At 66.2% G+C, this 17,818-nt stretch carries 15 protein-coding genes; 8 read left to right on the top strand and 7 right to left on the bottom strand.

Translation table 11 applies throughout. The annotated features are described in order from the left end of the window. Positions 1–41: 41 nt before the first annotated feature. A complete protein-coding gene (locus tag ACOCMM_RS17655) occupies positions 42–1,739 on the bottom strand; it encodes a hypothetical protein (RefSeq protein ID WP_419554441.1) in 1,698 nt (565 codons plus the stop codon). A gap of 144 nt (positions 1,740–1,883) precedes the next feature. Here ACOCMM_RS17655 and ACOCMM_RS17660 point away from each other — a divergent pair, with 144 nt between their 5' ends. Further along, a complete protein-coding gene (locus ACOCMM_RS17660; protein WP_419554442.1) occupies positions 1,884–2,651 on the top strand; it encodes a gamma-glutamyl-gamma-aminobutyrate hydrolase family protein in 768 nt (255 codons plus the stop codon). Positions 2,652–2,712: 61 nt separating this feature from the next. On the opposite strand, the gene ACOCMM_RS17665 is transcribed toward ACOCMM_RS17660, so the two are convergent. Further along, positions 2,713–3,741, bottom strand: a complete 1,029-nt coding sequence (locus tag ACOCMM_RS17665) for an LLM class flavin-dependent oxidoreductase (protein WP_419554443.1) — start codon at positions 3,739–3,741, stop codon at positions 2,713–2,715. Positions 3,742–3,944: 203 nt separating this feature from the next. On the opposite strand from ACOCMM_RS17665, the gene ACOCMM_RS17670 reads away from it, so the two are divergent. The 3 genes from ACOCMM_RS17670 (at position 3,945) to ACOCMM_RS17680 (ending at position 7,400) form a co-directional block, all read left to right on the top strand. Then, on the top strand, positions 3,945–5,642 hold the full coding sequence (locus ACOCMM_RS17670; protein ID WP_419554444.1) for a flavin-containing monooxygenase: 1,698 nt from the start codon (positions 3,945–3,947) through the stop codon (positions 5,640–5,642). A gap of 125 nt (positions 5,643–5,767) precedes the next feature. Then, the gene (locus ACOCMM_RS17675; protein WP_419554445.1) at positions 5,768–6,940 is read left to right on the top strand and encodes a thiolase C-terminal domain-containing protein; all 1,173 of its coding nucleotides are present in this window, start codon (positions 5,768–5,770) and stop codon (positions 6,938–6,940) included. 40 nt (positions 6,941–6,980) lie between these two features. Beyond that, positions 6,981–7,400 (top strand): Zn-ribbon domain-containing OB-fold protein, encoded by a 420-nt coding sequence (locus tag ACOCMM_RS17680; RefSeq protein WP_419554446.1) that lies wholly within the window; start codon positions 6,981–6,983, stop codon positions 7,398–7,400. Between the two features lie 65 nt (positions 7,401–7,465). Here the strand turns inward: ACOCMM_RS17680 and ACOCMM_RS17685 are convergent, their stop codons facing one another. Then, entirely contained in the window at positions 7,466–8,629 is a 1,164-nt protein-coding gene (locus ACOCMM_RS17685) for an MFS transporter (RefSeq protein WP_419554447.1), read from the bottom strand. A gap of 230 nt (positions 8,630–8,859) precedes the next feature. On the opposite strand from ACOCMM_RS17685, the gene ACOCMM_RS17690 reads away from it, so the two are divergent. Next, on the top strand, positions 8,860–10,392 hold the full coding sequence (locus ACOCMM_RS17690) for a carboxylesterase/lipase family protein (protein ID WP_419554448.1): 1,533 nt from the start codon (positions 8,860–8,862) through the stop codon (positions 10,390–10,392). A gap of 311 nt (positions 10,393–10,703) precedes the next feature. Beyond that, entirely contained in the window at positions 10,704–12,578 is a 1,875-nt protein-coding gene (typA, locus tag ACOCMM_RS17695; RefSeq protein WP_419554449.1) for a translational GTPase TypA, read from the top strand. On the opposite strand, the gene ACOCMM_RS17700 is transcribed toward typA, so the two are convergent. From ACOCMM_RS17700 to ACOCMM_RS17715, 4 genes are all read right to left on the bottom strand, one after another. Continuing rightward, positions 12,575–13,828, bottom strand: coding sequence for an LLM class flavin-dependent oxidoreductase (locus tag ACOCMM_RS17700; protein ID WP_419554450.1), 1,254 nt, complete (start codon positions 13,826–13,828; stop codon positions 12,575–12,577). The two genes, typA and ACOCMM_RS17700, sit on opposite strands and share 4 nt — an antisense overlap. Before the next feature lie 45 nt (positions 13,829–13,873). After that, on the bottom strand, positions 13,874–15,025 hold the full coding sequence (locus ACOCMM_RS17705) for a serine hydrolase domain-containing protein (protein WP_419554451.1): 1,152 nt from the start codon (positions 15,023–15,025) through the stop codon (positions 13,874–13,876). A 132-nt stretch (positions 15,026–15,157) separates the two neighbouring features. Continuing rightward, positions 15,158–16,120, bottom strand: coding sequence for a hypothetical protein (locus ACOCMM_RS17710; RefSeq protein WP_419554452.1), 963 nt, complete (start codon positions 16,118–16,120; stop codon positions 15,158–15,160). Next, positions 16,117–16,773, bottom strand: coding sequence for an RNA polymerase sigma factor (locus ACOCMM_RS17715; protein ID WP_419554453.1), 657 nt, complete (start codon positions 16,771–16,773; stop codon positions 16,117–16,119). The genes ACOCMM_RS17710 and ACOCMM_RS17715 overlap by 4 nt, the downstream gene beginning before the upstream one ends. A gap of 105 nt (positions 16,774–16,878) precedes the next feature. Between ACOCMM_RS17715 and ACOCMM_RS17720 the strand changes: the two genes are divergently transcribed. Together ACOCMM_RS17720 and ACOCMM_RS17725 are read left to right on the top strand one after the other, a co-directional pair. Continuing rightward, positions 16,879–16,959, top strand: coding sequence for a hypothetical protein (locus tag ACOCMM_RS17720; RefSeq protein ID WP_419554909.1), 81 nt, complete (start codon positions 16,879–16,881; stop codon positions 16,957–16,959). A gap of 94 nt (positions 16,960–17,053) precedes the next feature. Then, complete coding sequence (locus ACOCMM_RS17725; protein ID WP_419554454.1) at positions 17,054–17,818, top strand: ABC transporter ATP-binding protein; 765 nt, start codon at positions 17,054–17,056, stop codon at positions 17,816–17,818.

Raw genomic sequence — 17,818 nt, forward strand, 5'->3', positions numbered from 1 at the left:
ACGAATGGGCGAGTGAGCAACTACCTGCACTTGAGTATGAGCTAGTTGGCAGGGCACGCGGCTGGCATCAGGTCTGCAGCGAGAGCATCGGCGGCAGCCTGCGAGAAGGCGAGTACCTCGCCGTACACCCCCTCGCACTCGAACCACACGCCGATCCGTTCGGGACTGCGGCGGATGCCGGGCAATTCCGAATGCGGGTTCTCGATGACCTCAAAGAAGCGGCGCGGCTCGCTGCGCCCGAATGCGATCCAGGCCTCGATCGTCGTCTCGCCGGCCCGACCCCGAACCGAGAACTCTGCTTCGACCGCAACTGAATGCTGAACGGCGACTACCTCGTACCCGGCCTCCCGCACGACCCCCTCGGCGACATCCAGCATCGCCCAGTACTCCGCCGAGCGGGCTGGTCTTGGAACCACGATCGAGTGCGCCCAGTGGCTGACAGGCGTGTCGGAGCTGTGGAAAAGCAGGCGCTGGCCGTCAGCGCTCCACCGCAGCGTCGGCACCACGGTGGGCGAAGCCTGCTCGAGACCCTCCACAGCAATCACATGCTGATCCCCGGGATACAGCCCCGGCAGGTCACTGACCACGATCGTCGCTCTGCCGTCGAACCAGTCCCGGAATGCTGCGACTCGCGAACCATTCGGCGACCACGATGCACCGCGCCCCACTATGCCTGCGAGCCGCTCGAACTCGACGGCGTCATTGAGTCGCAACTGCATCAGCGAGCCGCCCGAGCGATAGCTGACCGATTCGCCATCAGGAGACCAAGACGGTGCGGACTCGTGCTCACCGCCTGCAGTCAGCACTTGCTCGCTGCCGGTGTTGAGCTCCACCACCACGATGTACTGGTCGAATTGGCCCGTGGCTGACTCTTCGCTGGCCCGTGCTCGGCGCGAGAACGCGATCCGCGTCCCGTCGGGAGACCAGGCTGGGTCTTGGTCCAAGACCACACCGTCCGTGATCTGCGTGAGACCCAGCGCATCGGACTGAACGATGTAGATGTGACTCGCCCGCTCCCCGTCGACAATCGCTCCCTGCGAGAAAGCGATCCACCGGCCACTGGGTGACCACGCAGGCGCGCTCAGACCATGCTGAGCGGTGAGAAACGGTAGATCGCTCGTGCCATCGGCATCCGCCACCCACAGCGTGCTCCCAACCCGGAACACCATTCTCCGGCAGTCCGGCGCCCACGACAGGTAGTCAACGCCCTCCGGTTTCGTGCTGGCGAACCGCAGCGAAAGCTGGAATCGGGTCGCCGAAAAGCTGCCAGCACAGAATTCCGCAGGCGGACCAGGCTCATCGGACCGGATTCGGCTGGGGATGTACGGCTCCACTCCCGAGACCGGGTGCTCTGGTTCACCGAAAGCCCGCGACGGCTCCGCACCGGTTTCGTCGCCCACACCTGCGCGCTCGTCGCCTGAAATGTCCGGCTCCGGCGGCGCCGGTGTCTCCGATTCGGAGGTCGTCGCCTCCGGTGCCGCTGGATCATCGGGCAACGATCCGTCCGCGCTTGCGCCATCCACCGCTTCTGCCGTCTCGGCATCGTCAGCGCCCCGGCTTGTTCCAAGCTGCGAATTGACAGCAACAGCGGCGACGAGCAGAGCGGCGGCGATCGTCGCTACCAGCCACCAGCGCTTTCGCGGCCCATCAGAGCCCTGCTCGATCTCGATGGTCGACGACCCGCCGTCAGCCGGCTCCAGCGGCACGACCACCACCGGTTCTTCGCGTTCAGTCGGCACTTGCGAACGCCTCCCGACCTCGCTCCCGGCCCAGCCCGCCGTGGCAGCTCGGGCAACGCACCACCATGGGCTTGACCGTACTTGCGCGTGCCCGCGAATGGTGTGGCGGAGGGGGTCTTGAAACGACCCATCTAGGGTGGACGAGTGCCGAAACCGCTGATCGGGCTCGTCGGACGCCGACGCAAAGGATCACGAATCGGTGGCTTCCCGCCGGTGTTCACCGATGTCGACGTCGACCTGTACATCGCCCACTACGCCCAGGCCGTGAACGCCGCTGGCGGCATTGCGGTCTACCTGCCGCTCGACGCTGACCCCACAGACATTGCCCCCCGACTCGACGGAGTACTGCTCACCGGCGGCGAAGACGTGGCCGCGAGCCTGTACGCCGACCGGCTGGTCACCGAAGCTGGAGACGGGTCCGGTGCCAGCGCCGTGAGCGCCTTCGACACGCCGGACGACGCCGTCGTGCCAGACGGTCAGATTCCGCTGCGCGACGCCTTCGAGCTTGAGTTGCTCGACGCCGCCGTGACCGCCGACGTGCCGGTGCTGGGCATCTGCCGCGGCATCCAACTCCTCACGGTCGCGGCCGGCGGCACCTTGCACCCGGACCTGCCTGCTCACGCGTTCGTGGACGGACCTCCCGACGCCACGCCGCATGTCGTGACCACCACCGAAGGCAGCGAATTGCGGCGCCTGTACGGGCCGGAGGTCGCCGTGAACTCACTGCACCACCAAGCCGCCGACCAGCTCGGAGACGGCTACGTCGCCACCGCTCACTCCCCCGACGGGATCATCGAAGGCATGGAGCACGCCGAGTTCCCGATCATCGCCGTGCAATGGCATCCCGAGCTGATGACCGGAGCGCTGGCCGACCCCTGCTTCCGCTGGCTGGTCGATCACGCCAGCCGTTGACCGCTGCGTCTGGCCGGTGACCCAGCTCGGACGCCGGCTACGGAGAGTCCGGCGATAGCGATCAATCGCCCCCGCCCTCGACGGCGGCGCGCACCCGCGGGATGACATTGCGAGCGAGCCGTTCGAGCGACGAGTTGAACAGCGACGGGGCCATGCCGGGCGAGGCACCCCAGGTGCACACGTCGGTAAGTCCGTAGCGCGTGATGAAGTCGACCAGTTCGGCGACGCAATAGTCCTCGTCGCCGACAATCCAATTCTGAGGAATCGCACCCTTCGTCAGATCAAACGCAGTGAACGTGTCGGGCGTCTCGGCGAAGAACTTGGCGTACACCCCGAGCCGGTAACGCTCCGCTGGCTTGATCGGGTTCCACTCACGCTCGGCGTCGTCGGTCACGAAGACCGAGCGGATGATGCCCACGCGGTAGTCGTCGGGGTCACGTCCGGTCGACCGCAGCTCCGCCTTCCACGGATCCATCACCACCTCGGGTGCGCCCTGGGGCAGCAGATGCGTGTCGAAGCGAGCGGCCCGGACGGCCGCATTGGTACTCATGCCGGCAATCCACAGCGGCGGTCCGCCGGGCTGCACCGGTGCGGGGGTCACCAGCAGGTCGTCGAACTGGTAGCGCTTCCCATGGAAGCTGAACGGCTCGCCCTTCCACGCCAGCCGCAGGATCTGTACCAGCTCCTCGGTCAGCGACACCCGGCGGGACTGCGGGATCCCGAAACCGCGGAACTCGTGGGCCGCGTAGCCCATGCCGATGCCCAGCTCGATGCGCCCATTGGAGATGTTGTCGAGAATCGCCAAGTCTTCGGCGAGCCGGATCGGATGGGCGAACGGTGCCAGCAGGATGTCGGTCGACATGCGAATTCTCGACGTGCGAGCGGCAACAGCGCCCGCTACCGGCACGAAGTTCGGCAGGTGGCCATCGTCGAGGAAGTGATGCTCGGTGAACCACGCCAGATCGAAGCCCAGCTCGTCGGCCATCTCGATCTGGTCGAGCGCCTGTGCGTACATCTCCTGCAACGACACCTCGCTGCCGGGCGGGCTGCGAAGATCGTGAACGACACCGAATCGGAGTGGCTGAACCATGGCCGGAGATTAGGGCCAAGCCGGCAAGCTCGGGCTGGCCGGCCCGCCGACGCCGTGCCGTCTGAAAATTTCCTAAGGCCCGTTCGACTATTGTGGGGAGGCAGATCAATCGAGCGCATTCGAGCGGGCCGGGACGGCTTCGCCGCTTTCAAGTCGTCCGATACGGCGACGCGCCGAGCGATTTCACCGGGGGGAATCCAGACATGGCAGCAGCAACGACCAACGGCACGACGAACGGCAGCACCAGCGACGAGCCCGACTACGAGGTCATCATCATCGGTGCAGGCGTTGCCGGCATCTACCAGATGTACCGGCTCGCCGAACGCGGTGTCCATGCGACCGTGCTCGAGATGGGCAGCGACCTGGGCGGCACGTGGTTCTGGAACCGCTACCCCGGCTGCCGCTTCGACTCCGAGAGCTACACCTACGGCTACTCGTTCTCCGACGAGCTGCTCGACGAGTGGCACTGGCAAGAGCGCTTCTCGGGCCAGTCCGAGAACCTGCGCTACCTGAACTACGTCGCCGACAAGTTCGACCTGCGCAAGTACATGCAGTTCGACTGCACTGTGGAATGGGCGCACTTCGACGACACCCACAATATGTGGCGGCTGCACCTTGCCGACGGTCGCGACCTGTCCTCCCGCTTCCTGCTCACCGCACTGGGCCTGCTGTCCGCGCCGACCTATCCCCGCATCGAAGGCGTCAACGCCGACGGCACTGATGTGTTCGGGGGCCCGTCGTTCCACACCTACCACTGGCCGGCCGAACCGGTCGAGATCGAGGGCAAGCGAGTCGCGGTCATCGGCACCGGCGCCACGGGGGTGCAGGCCATCGCCGCCATCGGCGAGCAGGCCGAGCACCTGACGGTCTTCCAGCGGCGGCCGAACTGGTGTGCACCGCTGCACAACAGCGAGATCTCCGATTCCGAGATGGCGGGCATCCGAGCCCGCTACGACGAGATCTTCGACAAGTGCGCCCGCACCCCTGGCGGTTTCGAGCACGAGCCAGACCGTCGCGGTTTCTGGAACGTGCCGCCCGAAGAGCGCCGGGCGATGTGGGAGAAGCTGTACGGGGAGCCGGGATTCGGCATCTGGATGGCCAACTTCCGCGAGATCTTCTTCGACGAAGAGGCCAACGCGGAGCTGTCGGCGTTCATTGGCGACAAGATCCGCGAGCGGGTCGACGATCCGGTCATCGCCGAGAAGCTCGTCCCCAAAGACCACGGCTTCGGCGTGCAGCGGGTCCCGCTCGAGACGCTCTACTACGAGACGTACAACCGGCCCAACGTGGACTTGGTGGATCTGCAGGAGACGCCGATCACGAAGATCACCCCGACCGGCGTCCAGACGACCGATCAGCACTATGAGTTCGATCTCATCGTCTACGCCACGGGTTTCGACGCCATCACCGGCGCCTTCGACCGCATCGACTTCCAAGGCAGCGGCGGCCTGAAGCTGCGGGACAAGTGGGGGGACGGGCCCGTCACCTACATCGGTCTGATGGTCAACGGATTCCCCAACCTGCTGACCATCGCCGGGCCGCAGAGTGGCTCAGCATCCACCAACTACCCGCGGGGCATCGAGATCGGCGTCGACTGGGTGACCGGGATGCTCGACCACATCTGGGAAAACGGCTACACCCGCTTCGAGGCCAACGAAGACGCCGAGCGGGATTGGACCAACCACGTCGTCGAGATGTACAGCATGATGCTGATGCGCAAGGCCCAGGGCTGGTTCACGGGCTACAACTCGAATGTGGACGGACACGAGAAGGGCACCATTCGCTACCTCGTGTACAACGGCGGCGCGCCGAAGTACAAGCGCCGCATCGACGAGATCGCCGACCATGACTACGAAGGCGTGTCGTTCGCAACCGAGCGCACGGCGGTCGGAGTCGGCTGAACCTGAGCTGCCGATCCTGAGCTGCCGATCCTGGGCTGGGGATCCTGGGCTATGGATCCTGAGGTGCTGATAGCGGGCCCCTCGCGGCGCTTGTGCATCTGACCGTTCCTGACTTGAGGTGAATCGTGGACATCTCTGGAGCTGCTGCCATCGTCGGGGTTGCCGAGACCGACTACATGCGTGGCACCTCGCTGAGCGTGCCCGAACTGGTGCTGGAAGCGACGATGGCCGCCATCGCCGATGCCGGACTCGATCCCAGCGAGATCGACGGCATCCTGCCGCCCCCGGGGTTCATCTCGTCCGAGGAGATCGCCGCCAACCTCGGCGCTCGTGACATTCGCTACGCCGTCACGGTGCACATGGGCGGCGCCAGCCCGGTCGCAGCGCTGCAGTCGGCCACGATGGCCATCGCCGCGGGCGTTGCCACCAACGTCGTGATCACCATGGGCTGGAACGGCTACTCGGCTATGCGGCCCCGGCCCGAGACCCGTCCGACCAAGCGACGCTTGGAACCGGGACCGTTCGTGGACGTGAGCCGTAACTTCTATGCGCCCTACGGCGTGCGTTCGGCTGTGCAGTGGTACTCGATGTACATCCAGCGCTATGTGGACATCTACGACGTCGAGCCGACCGATGCCGCTCAGGTGGCATTGACCTGCCGCGAACACGCACACCTCAACGACAAGGCCCTCATGGGCGGTCGGCCGATGACCATGGAGGACTACCTGGCCTCACCGCTGATCACCGAGCCGATGCGCAAGTTCGACTGCTGCCTGGAGACCGACTGCGCAGCCGCCGTGGTGCTGACCTCGCCTGAGCGGGCGAAAGACCTGCGCCATACGCCGGTGCTGTGGCTGGGCGGTGCCGAGGGGCACCCCTACCCCGCCGACGAGATCACCAATCGGCCCGACATGCTCCGCTTGGGCCTCGACTCCGCAGCTCCCCGGGCGTTCGCGATGGCGGGCGTGCAGCCGTCCGACATGGACTTCCTGCAGATCTACGACTGCTTCACCTACGTCGTGCTGATGGAGCTTGAGGCCATCGGCATGTGCCCGAAGGGCGGTGCAAAGGAATTCGTGGCCGACGGGAACATCTCGCTCGGCGGCCGCTACCCGATGAACACCCATGGCGGCCTGCTGTCCCAGGGTCACGCATGGGGCCTCAACCACGTCGTGGAAGCGGCCCGACAGCTGCGCCACGAGGCCGGCGACGCCCAAGTGCCTGGCGCCGAAGTGGGGCTGGTGACCGGTTACGGCGATCTGGGCGACGGCAGCATCGCCGTGCTGGCCCGGGGCTGAGGACCCGACCCGATGAGCCCGACCCGATGAGCCCGACCCGATGAGCCCGGCCAAGCCGGCCCGCAAGTACATCCCCCAGCCCGAGGGGTTGAACCTCGAATTCCACTTGGCGTGTCTGGAAGCGGGACTGCTGTGCATCCAGCGATGCTCGGACTGCGGGCAGTTCCGCCACCCGCAGCGCTGGTACTGCCCGTCGTGCCACAGCCGCAACTACGACTTCGCTCCGGTGAGCGGCAGCGGGCGCATCTACTCCATGGCCGTCAACCACTTCACCGTCGATCGCGGCTGGGTCGACGAGCTGCCGTACATCACCGCAGTCGTGGAGCTCGACGAGGGCCCCCGCGTGGTCGGTTCGTTGCGCGACGTGCAGCCGGGCGAGGCCAGCCTCGGCCGGCAGGTGCACATCTCGGTCGAGCCACGGGGCGAAGAATTCGCCTACCTCTGGGTCGACCTGGTCTGAGGCATCGGCGTCGAACGGCCGAGGCGGGAGCCGCCGACGGCCGGCTCCGACGGTCGGGGCGACGCTCAAGCACTCCGTGTGTCGAGCCCGCTGGCGAGTACGGCGACGATGGCCAATCCGCCGACCGCGGCGGAGGCGAGATAGGCCGTGGTCGGACTGATCGCGAAGACGGGAAGCCAGATGATCGCGCCCAGCGCGTGACCCCCGAATCGAAGCGACAGGGTGAACGACAGCGCGCCGGCACGGTTGTCGGGCGCAGCAACCGAGGCGAGCGATTGGAAGCTGACTACCACGGACTGCGTCGCGGCGCCGGTGACGAACCACAAGATCGCCAGCGACCATGTCGACTGTGCGGCGGGGAGCAGCGCCACGAGCCCCGAGCAGACGGCGATCGCGATGGTGGCCGCTTGTCTCCCGCCCAAACGGTCAAGCATGATCCCCCACGATGGAGCCGCCAACATGCCGGCCAATCCTCCGCCGAACAAGAGCCAGCCGACCTGTGAACCCGTCAATCCGATGACATCCCGGCCACTCAAACCGACCAGGACCCTTGCCCCGACGGGCCCAAGAGCACTCAGTAGCGCTGTGACCGCTAGCAAGAGCGTCGGGCGGCGAATCAGGGAACGCAAGCGAGGCGGTGAGCTCGAGGCCTGATGCGAGCCTGATTCGCCGAGGTGAGAGACGCTCGGCAGCAGCAACGCAATGGCCGCACCGATGACTGCCGTCGCCACATAGGCCAAGCGCCAGTTCAGGTCGGCGCCGTAGCCGCCCACAACCGGGGCGGCCAGCTGACCGAGCGCTTGACATGCTGCGTACCGGCCGACGATCCGGCCCACGCGATCCGCTGGTGCCGTCTCGGTCAGTGTCGCCAGCAGCAGCGGCGTGATGAACGCGTTCATCGAGCCTTGGCCGACGCGGGCCGCCAGAAACCACAGGTACGAGGGCGCCGCGGCGCACGCAGCGGTCGCGACTGCGTACAGCACAACGGCAGGGCGCAATATCCGGGCGCGGCCCCAGCGGTCGGCAATCGTGCCCGACACCAGCAAGAGTCCCGCGAACGGCAAGAGGTAGCACCACAACGCCCACCCGATTTGACCCGTCGTGACCGAGAAGGTCGAACGCAGCTCGGGGATCATCGGCAGCATCACGAAGGTGCCGAGCGGTCCCATCAGTCCGCCGAGATAGAGTAGCACCCGGCGCCACTGCCCACCCGCGAACCGTCCATTCATAAGCGCTCGCACGCTAGTTCTGCGCCAGAGCTACAGGCCGTTCGGGGCAGATTGCCGGCAGCATCCGGCGGCCGCAGCGGCTCCGCGCACCTCGCGCCTAGCATCGCCGCCACGGCGTCACGGCGTCACGGCGACGGTCTGCCTGCAGTGGGAGGGTTGCCGGTGAGCCCGCCGAGACCCAGGCAGCACAAACCGGCCGGCGATCGGCCGGGAACCGACAGGGGGCAGGCATGGCTGCAGAAGTAACGATCACCTCGGGGCGACTGGGAGGCGCCGACGACCAGGGCGTCCACGCCTACAAGGGCATTCCCTATGCGGCGCCTCCGGTGGGCGACCTGCGCTTCCGGCCGCCGGTCGCGCCAGCCGGCTGGGACGGCGTACGCGACGCCTCGGCTTTCGGCCCAGTGGCGCTGCAGCAGTCGATGCCCGGCATCTTCGGCGAGCTGGGCACCCCGCCGAACCCCGCCGGTGACGACTGCCTGCGGCTGAACGTCTGGACGCCGGACCCCACTGCAGGCGGCATGCCGGTGCTGGTGTGGATCCACGGCGGCGCCTTCTACGCCGGCAGCGGCGTGGACGACGTGTACAACGGTGCAGCGTTTGCCCGCGATGGCGTCGTCTGCGTGACGATCAACTACCGCCTCGGCGTGCAGGGATTCTGGAATCTGGCAAGCCACTTCCCCGACCTGTCCCAATCCGGCAACAACGGCATGCTCGACCAGATCGCTGCGCTGGAGTGGGTACAAGACAACATCGGCGCGTTCGGCGGCGATCCCGGCAAGGTCACCATTGCCGGCGAGTCTGCGGGCGGCATGAGCTGCTCGACGCTGATGGCGATGCCCGCGGCGAAGGGCCTGTTCCGGGCTGCCATCCCCCAGAGCGGCGCCGCCCACAACGGCCTCAGCGCCGACACAACCTCGCTCATCGGCAGCTACGTGCTGGACGCGGTCGGCATCACACCGGGCGACACAGCTGCGCTGGCGGCGGTCAGCAACGACGACCTGCTCGCCGCGCAGATCGCGATCACCGACGATCTGAGCGCTACACGCGACCCGGAGAAGTACCGCGAGGCAGCGGCGGTGCCGATGGCCTTCCAGCCCGTCTACTTCACCGAGGAATTGCCGCAGCGGCCGATCGACGCGATCGCTGCCGGCTCGGCGAAAGATGTCTCGGTCATGGTCGGCTCGACCAAGGAAGAAGCACTGATCTTCGTGGTCGACCTCAAAGAGATGTTCAACGAAGAACTCGTGCAAGCCACCGTGGGAGCAGTCTTCGGCATGGCCGGCAAGGACGGCGATGCGGCTCTGCAGCTCTACAGCGAGAATCGGCCCGGCGCCGCGCCGCACGAGTTGGCAGCGGCCGTCGAGACCGACCGTATGTTCACCGTGCCGGCCATCCGCATGGCCGACGCCCAAGCCGCGCACAACTCGGACCTGTGGACGTACCGCTTCGACTGGGACAACCCTGAGCGCGAAGGCGAATGGGGCGCGCACCATTTCATCGAGGTGCCGTTCGCATTCGACCAGACCGACAACGACATGGGTCGGGGCTTCGTCGGCAATAACCCGCCGACCGATCTGATCGCGGCCACGCACGACGCATGGGTCCGGTTTGCAACCGACGGCAATCCCAACCACGGCGGCCTGCCCGACTGGCCGCGCTGGGATGCGAGCAATCGCCCGACGATGCTCTTCGACGACGAATGCCGAGTCGCCAACAGCCCCGCCGCCGCGGAGATCAGCCTCTGGGACGGCGTGATCTAGCCGCTCGGAACACACAAGCGCCGGCCTGCCATCAGCCACAGGTCGGTGCATGGATTGCAACGTACGCAATGCATGGATTGCAATCGTTCTGTTGCGTTGTTTGCAAGTGCTCACGTGTCCGCATCGTGCGGACGTGCCGTTCGCTCCCGCCCGTAGAATCAAGCTCTGCTGAGGCCTTCGAATCCGGCAGGAATCAGAGCCTCCAGATTCGGTGGGCCTCCGTTCTGCGCCCGGAGTCCTTCGACTCCGCTCACTTCGGGTGAGCTTGCAACCCAACGCTGCGTCGGCGCCGTCTCCTTGCGAGGATCACCATGGCTGCATCCCCTCATCTCGTTGCGCGCGCAGACCTGCGCAATGTGGCCATCATCGCTCACGTCGATCACGGAAAGACCACCCTCGTCGACGCCATGCTGTGGCAGTCAGGGGCCTTTCGCGCCAACGAGACGGTTGCCGAGCGGGTCATGGACTCGATGGACCTCGAACGCGAAAAGGGCATCACGATCCTGGCCAAGAACACCGCTGTGCGCTACGTGCGCGACAGCGGCGAGAAGACGAAGATCAACGTCGTCGATACGCCGGGCCACTCCGACTTCGGCGGCGAGGTGGAGCGCGCCCTGACGATGGTGGACGGCGTCCTGCTGCTGGTCGACTCCAGCGAGGGCCCACTGCCCCAGACGCGCTTCGTCCTGCGCAAGGCACTGGAGCTGCTACTGCCCGTCGTGCTGGTGATCAACAAGATCGACCGGTCCGACGCTCGCATTGCTGACGTCGTCGACGAGGTGTACGAGCTGTTCTTGGACCTCGACGCGACCGACGACCAGATCGACTTCCCGATCGTGTACACCAACGCCCGCCAGGGCACAGCAACGCTCGATCTCGGCCAGCCAGGCACTGACCTGCGTCCGATGTTCGAGACGCTGCTCGAGACCGTGCCCGCTCCGTTGCACGACCCCGAGCATTCGCTCCAGGCGTGGGTCACCAACCTCGACTCAAGTCCCTACGTGGGGCGCATCGCGATGTGCCGGGTCATGCACGGAACCATCAAGCGAGGCCAGAGCGTGGCGTGGTGCCGCACCGACGGCACGACCACCACAGCCAAGGTCAACGAGCTGTATGTCACCGAAAGCCTCGATCGAGTGGACGCCGACGAGGCCGGCGCCGGCGAGATCATCGCCATCTCGGGCATCGAGGACATCACGATCGGCGACACGCTCGCCGATCCGACCAACCCCGAGCCGTTGCCCCTCATCACCGTGGACGAGCCGAGTCTGTCCATCACGATCGGCATCAACACCTCTCCGATGGCAGGACTCGAGGGCGACAAGGTCACCGCCCGCCTCATCAAGAACCGCCTCGACGTCGAGCTGATCGGCAACGTGTCGGTGCGAGTGCTGGACACCGAGCGGCCCGACACCTGGGAGGTCCAGGGGCGAGGCGAGCTTCAGTTGGCAGTGCTGGTGGAGATCATGCGCCGCGAGGGTTTCGAGATGACCGTGGGCAAGCCCAAGGTAGTCACCCGCACCATCGACGGAACGCTTCACGAGCCCACCGAGCGCGTCACCATCGACATCCCCGAGAGTTCCGTCGGGGCAGTTACCCAGCTACTCGGCGAGCGCAAGGCCGACATGGTCGCCATGTCCAACCACGGCACCGGATGGGTTCGGCTGGACTACATCGTGGCGGCACGTGGCCTCATCGGCTTCCGCACTGAATTCCTGACCGAGACGCGGGGCACCGGCCTCATGGCCAACGTGTTCGAGGGCTACACACCTTGGCTCGGCGAGCTTCGCACCCGCCACTCGGGATCGATCGTCGCAGACCGCAAAGGTTCAGTCACCGGTTACGCCGTGGCTGCTGTGCAAGAGCGGGCGTCGCTGTTCGTGGCACCCGGTGACGAGGTCTACGAGGGCATGGTCATCGGCGAGAACCCACGCACCGAGGACATGGACGTCAACATCTGCCGCGAGAAGAAGCAGACCAACGTCCGCGCCGCTGCCTCCGACGACACCATCCGCTTGACACCACCGCGTGTCCTGTCGCTCGAGCAAGCGCTGGAATTCATCGGCGACGACGAATGCGTGGAAGTCACTCCGAACGCCATCCGCGTCCGCAAGACGGTCATCGACGCCACCGCCCGCGGCCGCGCCCGCAAGCGCCTCCAGCGGACGAACGCCTCCGAGGGCTAGACGCTGGGGTTGGCGGGGATTGCCAGCTCCAGGCGCGGGGCCAAGTCGATGTTGTGGAAGTTCTGGAGCCGCTCGATGGTCTCCGCGTAGCGCTCACGCTTTCTGGCCTCGCGCTCTGGAGCACGCTCAGCGAACTCGGGCATGACTTCCCGGGCGAACAGCTCCATCGACTCGCAGATGTCCTCGTGGCGGTTTCGGCCCGCCTGGCTCACGAAGATCAGCTCGTCCACCCCGGCGTCCTCGTAGGCGCGCACGAAGTCGCGAATCTGATCGGGCGTGCCGATGCAGCCACGCAGCGAGTCGAGCCCGCCCTCCTCGATGCCCGTGCCGTCGTCAGCCCTGGCCTCGTCGACCTGGGCGTTCAGCTTCTCGAAGCCCATCTCGGCACGGTTCTGCTCGAACTCGGTCCAGATGTCGGTGCGGCCTGGCGTATGGGTGCCGAATTGGTAGTAGTGCAGCAGCGAGTAGGCGAAGAAGTGGAAGCCGTCGAGACCCCGGTCCAGCGCCGTCTGCTCGTCCGGGTGGCACATGAAGCCCGTCGTCACTGCGATGTTCGGGTTCGGCGCCAGGCCCACCGGGTCGGTGCACGCCTCGAACGCTGCGTAGTAGTCGGCGACCCACTGCTTCGCTTCCTCAGGATTGATGAACGCGAAGCTCAGCGCCCCGATGCCCCGGCTGCCCGCCATCAGGATCGTGTCGCGCTGGCTGCACGCCACCCAGATGGGCGGGTGCGGGCGCTGGGTGGGCTTGGGCACCACATTGCGGGCCGGCATCGAGAAGAACTTGCCGGTGTGCCCTTCGTACGGCGTCTGCGACATCATCTTGGCGATCTCGGGGACCGCCTCTTCCCACATCGAGCGCTTGTCGGCCCGCTCGATCTCGAAGCCCAGCAGCTCCATGTCGCTCGACGTCTCGCCGGTGCCGAACTCGACCCGACCATTCGAGATGATGTCGAGCGTTCCGATGCGCTCCGCAACCCGGGCGGGGTGGTTGTAGCCCGGCAGCACCGGCACGATGCCGTGGCCGATGTGGATGTTCTCCGTCGTCGCGGCGCACGCTGCCAGGAACACCTCAGGCGCGGACGAGTGCGAGTACTCCTCCAAGAAGTGGTGCTCCACCTCCCACACTGTGCTGAAGCCGAGCTTGTCGGCGAGCTGGACCTGCTCGAGGGCCTCGTGGACCACCCGTGCCTCGGCCCCGTCGTCCCACGGGCGCGGCAATTGATGCTCGTAGAAGATGCTGAAACGCATGGCGATTCCCCGTGTCTTCTTGGAGGTTGTAGGCCGTTGGGCTGATCAGCCGGCGGCCGCGATGCTGGCGAAGGCCGAGTCCACGATGCGGCCGCCGCGGGGGTCGCCGGTGATGGCGGCGTCCATCTTGTTCATCACATAGGACACCGACGCCCGCACGTCGAAATCGACGACGGCGACCGAGCCGCCCCAGCCGCCCCAGAACATGTGGTTCGGGTTCGGGCTGCTCACCCAGCCTTCGAGCTCGCGGGCGAAGCCGATGCCGTGTCGCAACCGCATGTACAGCACGTCGTCGACGTTGTCGATCTGCTCCTCGAGGCCCTTACGCGCCCCCGCCTCGGACATGATCCGAATCCCGTCAACTTCGCCTCCGCAGGCCAGCATCGAGTGGATCCGTGCAATGGAGCGGGCATTGCCGATGCCACCCGCGGCCGGGATCTCGGCCGCACGCCACTCCCGAGTCCGAGGCTCGGTGGCGTCAAGCAGGCAGCTCATCAGCGTGCGTGCGCAGATCGAGTCCAGCTCAACCTTCACCCCGTTGATCTCCAGTCCCTCAGACAGGACCTCTGGCGGAAGCAACTCCCCCATCCGGTGATCCTCAGAGGCGGGCAGGCTCATGTGGAAGTCAGCACCCAGCGGCCCGGCGATCTCGTCGCGGAACCAGTCAGCCATGCGCTCGCCGGTGATGCGGTACAAGATCTCGCCCTCAAGGTTGCCTTGGGTGACAGCGTGATAGCCGGACTTGGTGCCCGGCTCCCACCAGAGTTCCTGGGCTGCGAGGCACTCGGCAATGGCGTCGAGGTCGTACAGGTCGGCAGCTGTCGCCGGCGGCACGAAGCCGGGCACACCTGCTGTGTGCGACATGACGTGGCGGACCAGCACGCCTTCCTTGCCGTTCTGGGCAAATTCGGGCCAGTACTGGCATACGGGAGCGTCGAAGTCCAACTCGCCTCGGTCGGCGAGCGCCAGCATCGCTGTCGCCGCCATGGTCTTGGTGGTGGAGTACACATTGACGATCGTGTCGCTCTCCCACGGATCGCCGTTGGGACCGGCGTCACCGGCCCAGATGTCCACGACGGACTCGCCGTCGACCGTCACGGCCGCCGCTGCACCGACTTCAAGACCTTCGGCGAAGTTCTGCTCAAAGGCGTCACGAACTGCCTCGAAGCCCTCTTTGCACGTCCCGTGAATCTCCATGAACTGCCCCCCTTGCGGTGCCAGCCCGCTGGGCCAACACGTCTGGGGTTCATCATTGCAGTCGAGACCAGGGGTCGCCCAAGCCGGATCTGCGCTCAATCGGCGGCGGCCGGCACGTGACGATGGCGGGGCTCAGTTCGTAGGCGCAGTGATCGGCGGGGCGTCGCCGAAATCGGCCCAGTCCGTGACGACCCTGAAGGTTCCGGTGCCGTCGATGGTGGCGCTGTAGCTCACCCGTCGGATGAGATCGTCACCGTCGACCCAGACGTCGAGCTGGATGCCGTCGGGCTGGGTGGCTGGCGCCTGGCTCGTCATCATCATGAACATGCCGAGCGACATGTGGAAGCCGGCCCCTGCGCCGGCAGGCGTGGTGTGGGTGCGGTAGTGCGCCACTGCGGTGCCATCGAGGTTCTCGTCACCCACGTCAATGAAGTCGTAGAGACCTCCGAGGTCGTCGACCGCGACGCCGAACGTCAGGTTCGACTGGATGGGTCCGACGGAGCCTGGAGCATCTGTCTCGGAAGCAATCGGAATGGGACCCTCCCATGGTCCCTCCGCAACCGAACGGTACGCCTGACCGTCGACGATGACCTCGGTGTAGGAGTCCATCTGCGGGATGCCCACCTCCGGCAGGGCGGGTCCGGGGGTCAGCCGGTACTGGACGTTCCCGTCCGAGAACGTCGCCTCGACGGTCAATTCCCACGGCTCAGCGAAGTCGTCGAAGTCGAACGTGACCGTCGTCTGCGAGGTGGCGGAGTCGCTGACCTGAATCGTGGCCTCGACGGCCTGGTGCACCGCAGCAGTCGCGTCGCGGCCGGTGCCCGTGTCGTAGGCGACGATCGTCGACGCTGCTACGAGTGAGATCACGACGGCTGCAGCAGCGGCATTGATCCACCGCTGACGAGCGTGTGGACCGAATGGGGATGCGCTGCGAAGCGTTCGAACGGGCGGTGGTGCGTCTCCGGTGTCCGCCAGGATCATCTCCAGCGTCCACGCCGGGTCCGGGTCGGTCGCTGATGCGAGCGAATCGACGTTGACCGGGTTGGCTCGGCGCAGCTCGATGAGCAGAGCGTCGTGGATATCGGTGCCGGTCATTGGGCCTTCCTTGCCGAATCGTCGTCGGGCCGCTCTGGCTCATGCTCATCGACCCGTTCTCTTGCTGCCTGTCCGCGTCGGCGCAGCTCTTTCACGTTCGATTCGCCCGCCTCTGAGTGGTCGAGATGCTCGAGGTGCTCAAGGCGCGCGGCGAGCCGTTTGCGAGCCCGGTGGACACGGATCGCCGAGGCGTTGGCCGAGATGCCCAGAACCTGCCCGATCTCGCCATGGCTGAGTTCCTCCCAAGCCACGAGCATGAGCACCTCACGATCGGCCTCGGACAGGGAGTCGAGTGCCGTTCGCAGCAGTGTCGAACGGTCATCAGCGACATCGGCGACACTGTCGAACGCCTCTGGAGGGTTCGCAATGCGCAGCCGATCATGCGCTGCTTGGCGTCGCCTATTCGAGCGTGCGGCGTTGCGGATCATGTTGCGGGCCACGCCGAACAGCCACAGCCGTTCGGAGCCGTCGGGAAGGTCGTCGCGCCGGCGCCACGCTGTCAAGAACGTGTCGGCGACGACCTCATCGGCGGTTGCGTGGTCCACCCGGCGACGCGCGTACGCGAGCAGCGGCCGGTACGTCTCGAAATAGACATCCCGGAACCAATCCTTGTCGTGGGCACCTAGCATGCAGACAGCCATCATGGCTGTCATGTCCGGACCCGCCCGACTCTTTCACCATGGCAGCGCAAGGCTGCAGGCACCAACGACAGTCAAGCGTGGTGCGACACAGGATCGGCCGAGTTTGCGCCATCCGAGATCACCGAGGGCACCCAAGCGGACATTCGTGCGAACGAGGCCGTCATCGACGCCTACCTTGGTTCCGAGGTCCACACATGAGCCCAGTCACATGAACACAGTCACATGAACCCAGTCACATGAGCCCAGTCACATGAACCCAGTCACATGAACCCAGTCACATGAACCCAGTCACATGAACCCAGGGGAAGCCCCGACCCCGAACGGCAGCGCCGCTACGGCGCCCGCGCTGGACGTACGGAACCTGGTTGCCGGTTGGGGCGGCGTGCCGGCCGTGCGTGACCTGTCCCTGCACGTCCATCCCGGCGAAGTGGTGGCGCTTCTGGGACCCAACGGCGCCGGCAAGACGACCACGCTGTTGACCATCGCAGGGGTCTTGAAGCCCATCGACGGCGAGATCGATGTGCTCGGCATGCCTCTCGACGGTGCCAGCGCACATCAGGTGGCCCGCAGGGGCGCCGCGTTGTTGCCCGAGGATCGCGGCATCTTCTTCCAGCTCAGCGTGGCGGAGAACCTGCGCCTGCACCGCCACCGTCGCAGCGAAGTCACCGAAGCTGACGTGGTGGGCTGGTTCCCGGCCCTGGGGGATCTTCTGGACCGCCGGACGGGACTGCTCTCAGGCGGCGAACAGCAGATGCTGGCACTGGGCTGCAAGCTCATCGCCGATCCGAAGCTCCTGATGGTGGACGAGATGAGCCTCGGCCTCGCCCCGATCATTGTGGAGCGGCTGCTTCCGGTAGTGCGACGCATAGCCGACGAGACGGGCACGGCAGTGCTGCTGGTCGAGCAGCACGTGCACGCCGCGCTGGCGATCGCCGACCGGGCGTACGTGCTGAATCATGGCGAGCTGGCGCTGTCAGGAACTGCCGACGAATTGGCGCAGCGTCCCGAGGTGCTTGAGGCCAGCTATCTCGGCGAGCGCACACTCAACCACGAGTAG

The organism is Candidatus Poriferisodalis sp. (genome assembly GCF_965198245.1).
Classification (GTDB): domain Bacteria; phylum Actinomycetota; class Acidimicrobiia; order Acidimicrobiales; family Poriferisodalaceae; genus Poriferisodalis.

Bases quoted from the DNA above. Each gene is read 5' to 3' on its own strand.
- ACOCMM_RS17670 (WP_419554444.1), top strand. From the start codon at position 3,945: ATGGCAGCAGCAACGACCAACGGCACGACGAACGGCAGCACCAGCGAC.
- ACOCMM_RS17665 (WP_419554443.1), bottom strand. From the start codon at position 3,741: ATGGTTCAGCCACTCCGATTCGGTGTCGTTCACGATCTTCGCAGCCCG.
- ACOCMM_RS17710 (WP_419554452.1), bottom strand. From the start codon at position 16,120: ATGACCGGCACCGATATCCACGACGCTCTGCTCATCGAGCTGCGCCGA.
- ACOCMM_RS17680 (WP_419554446.1), top strand. From the start codon at position 6,981: ATGAGCCCGGCCAAGCCGGCCCGCAAGTACATCCCCCAGCCCGAGGGG.
- ACOCMM_RS17715 (WP_419554453.1), bottom strand. From the start codon at position 16,773: ATGACAGCCATGATGGCTGTCTGCATGCTAGGTGCCCACGACAAGGAT.
- ACOCMM_RS17685 (WP_419554447.1), bottom strand. From the start codon at position 8,629: ATGAATGGACGGTTCGCGGGTGGGCAGTGGCGCCGGGTGCTACTCTAT.
- ACOCMM_RS17700 (WP_419554450.1), bottom strand. From the start codon at position 13,828: ATGCGTTTCAGCATCTTCTACGAGCATCAATTGCCGCGCCCGTGGGAC.
- ACOCMM_RS17705 (WP_419554451.1), bottom strand. From the start codon at position 15,025: ATGGAGATTCACGGGACGTGCAAAGAGGGCTTCGAGGCAGTTCGTGAC.
- ACOCMM_RS17725 (WP_419554454.1), top strand. From the start codon at position 17,054: ATGAACCCAGGGGAAGCCCCGACCCCGAACGGCAGCGCCGCTACGGCG.
- typA (WP_419554449.1), top strand. From the start codon at position 10,704: ATGGCTGCATCCCCTCATCTCGTTGCGCGCGCAGACCTGCGCAATGTG.
- ACOCMM_RS17690 (WP_419554448.1), top strand. From the start codon at position 8,860: ATGGCTGCAGAAGTAACGATCACCTCGGGGCGACTGGGAGGCGCCGAC.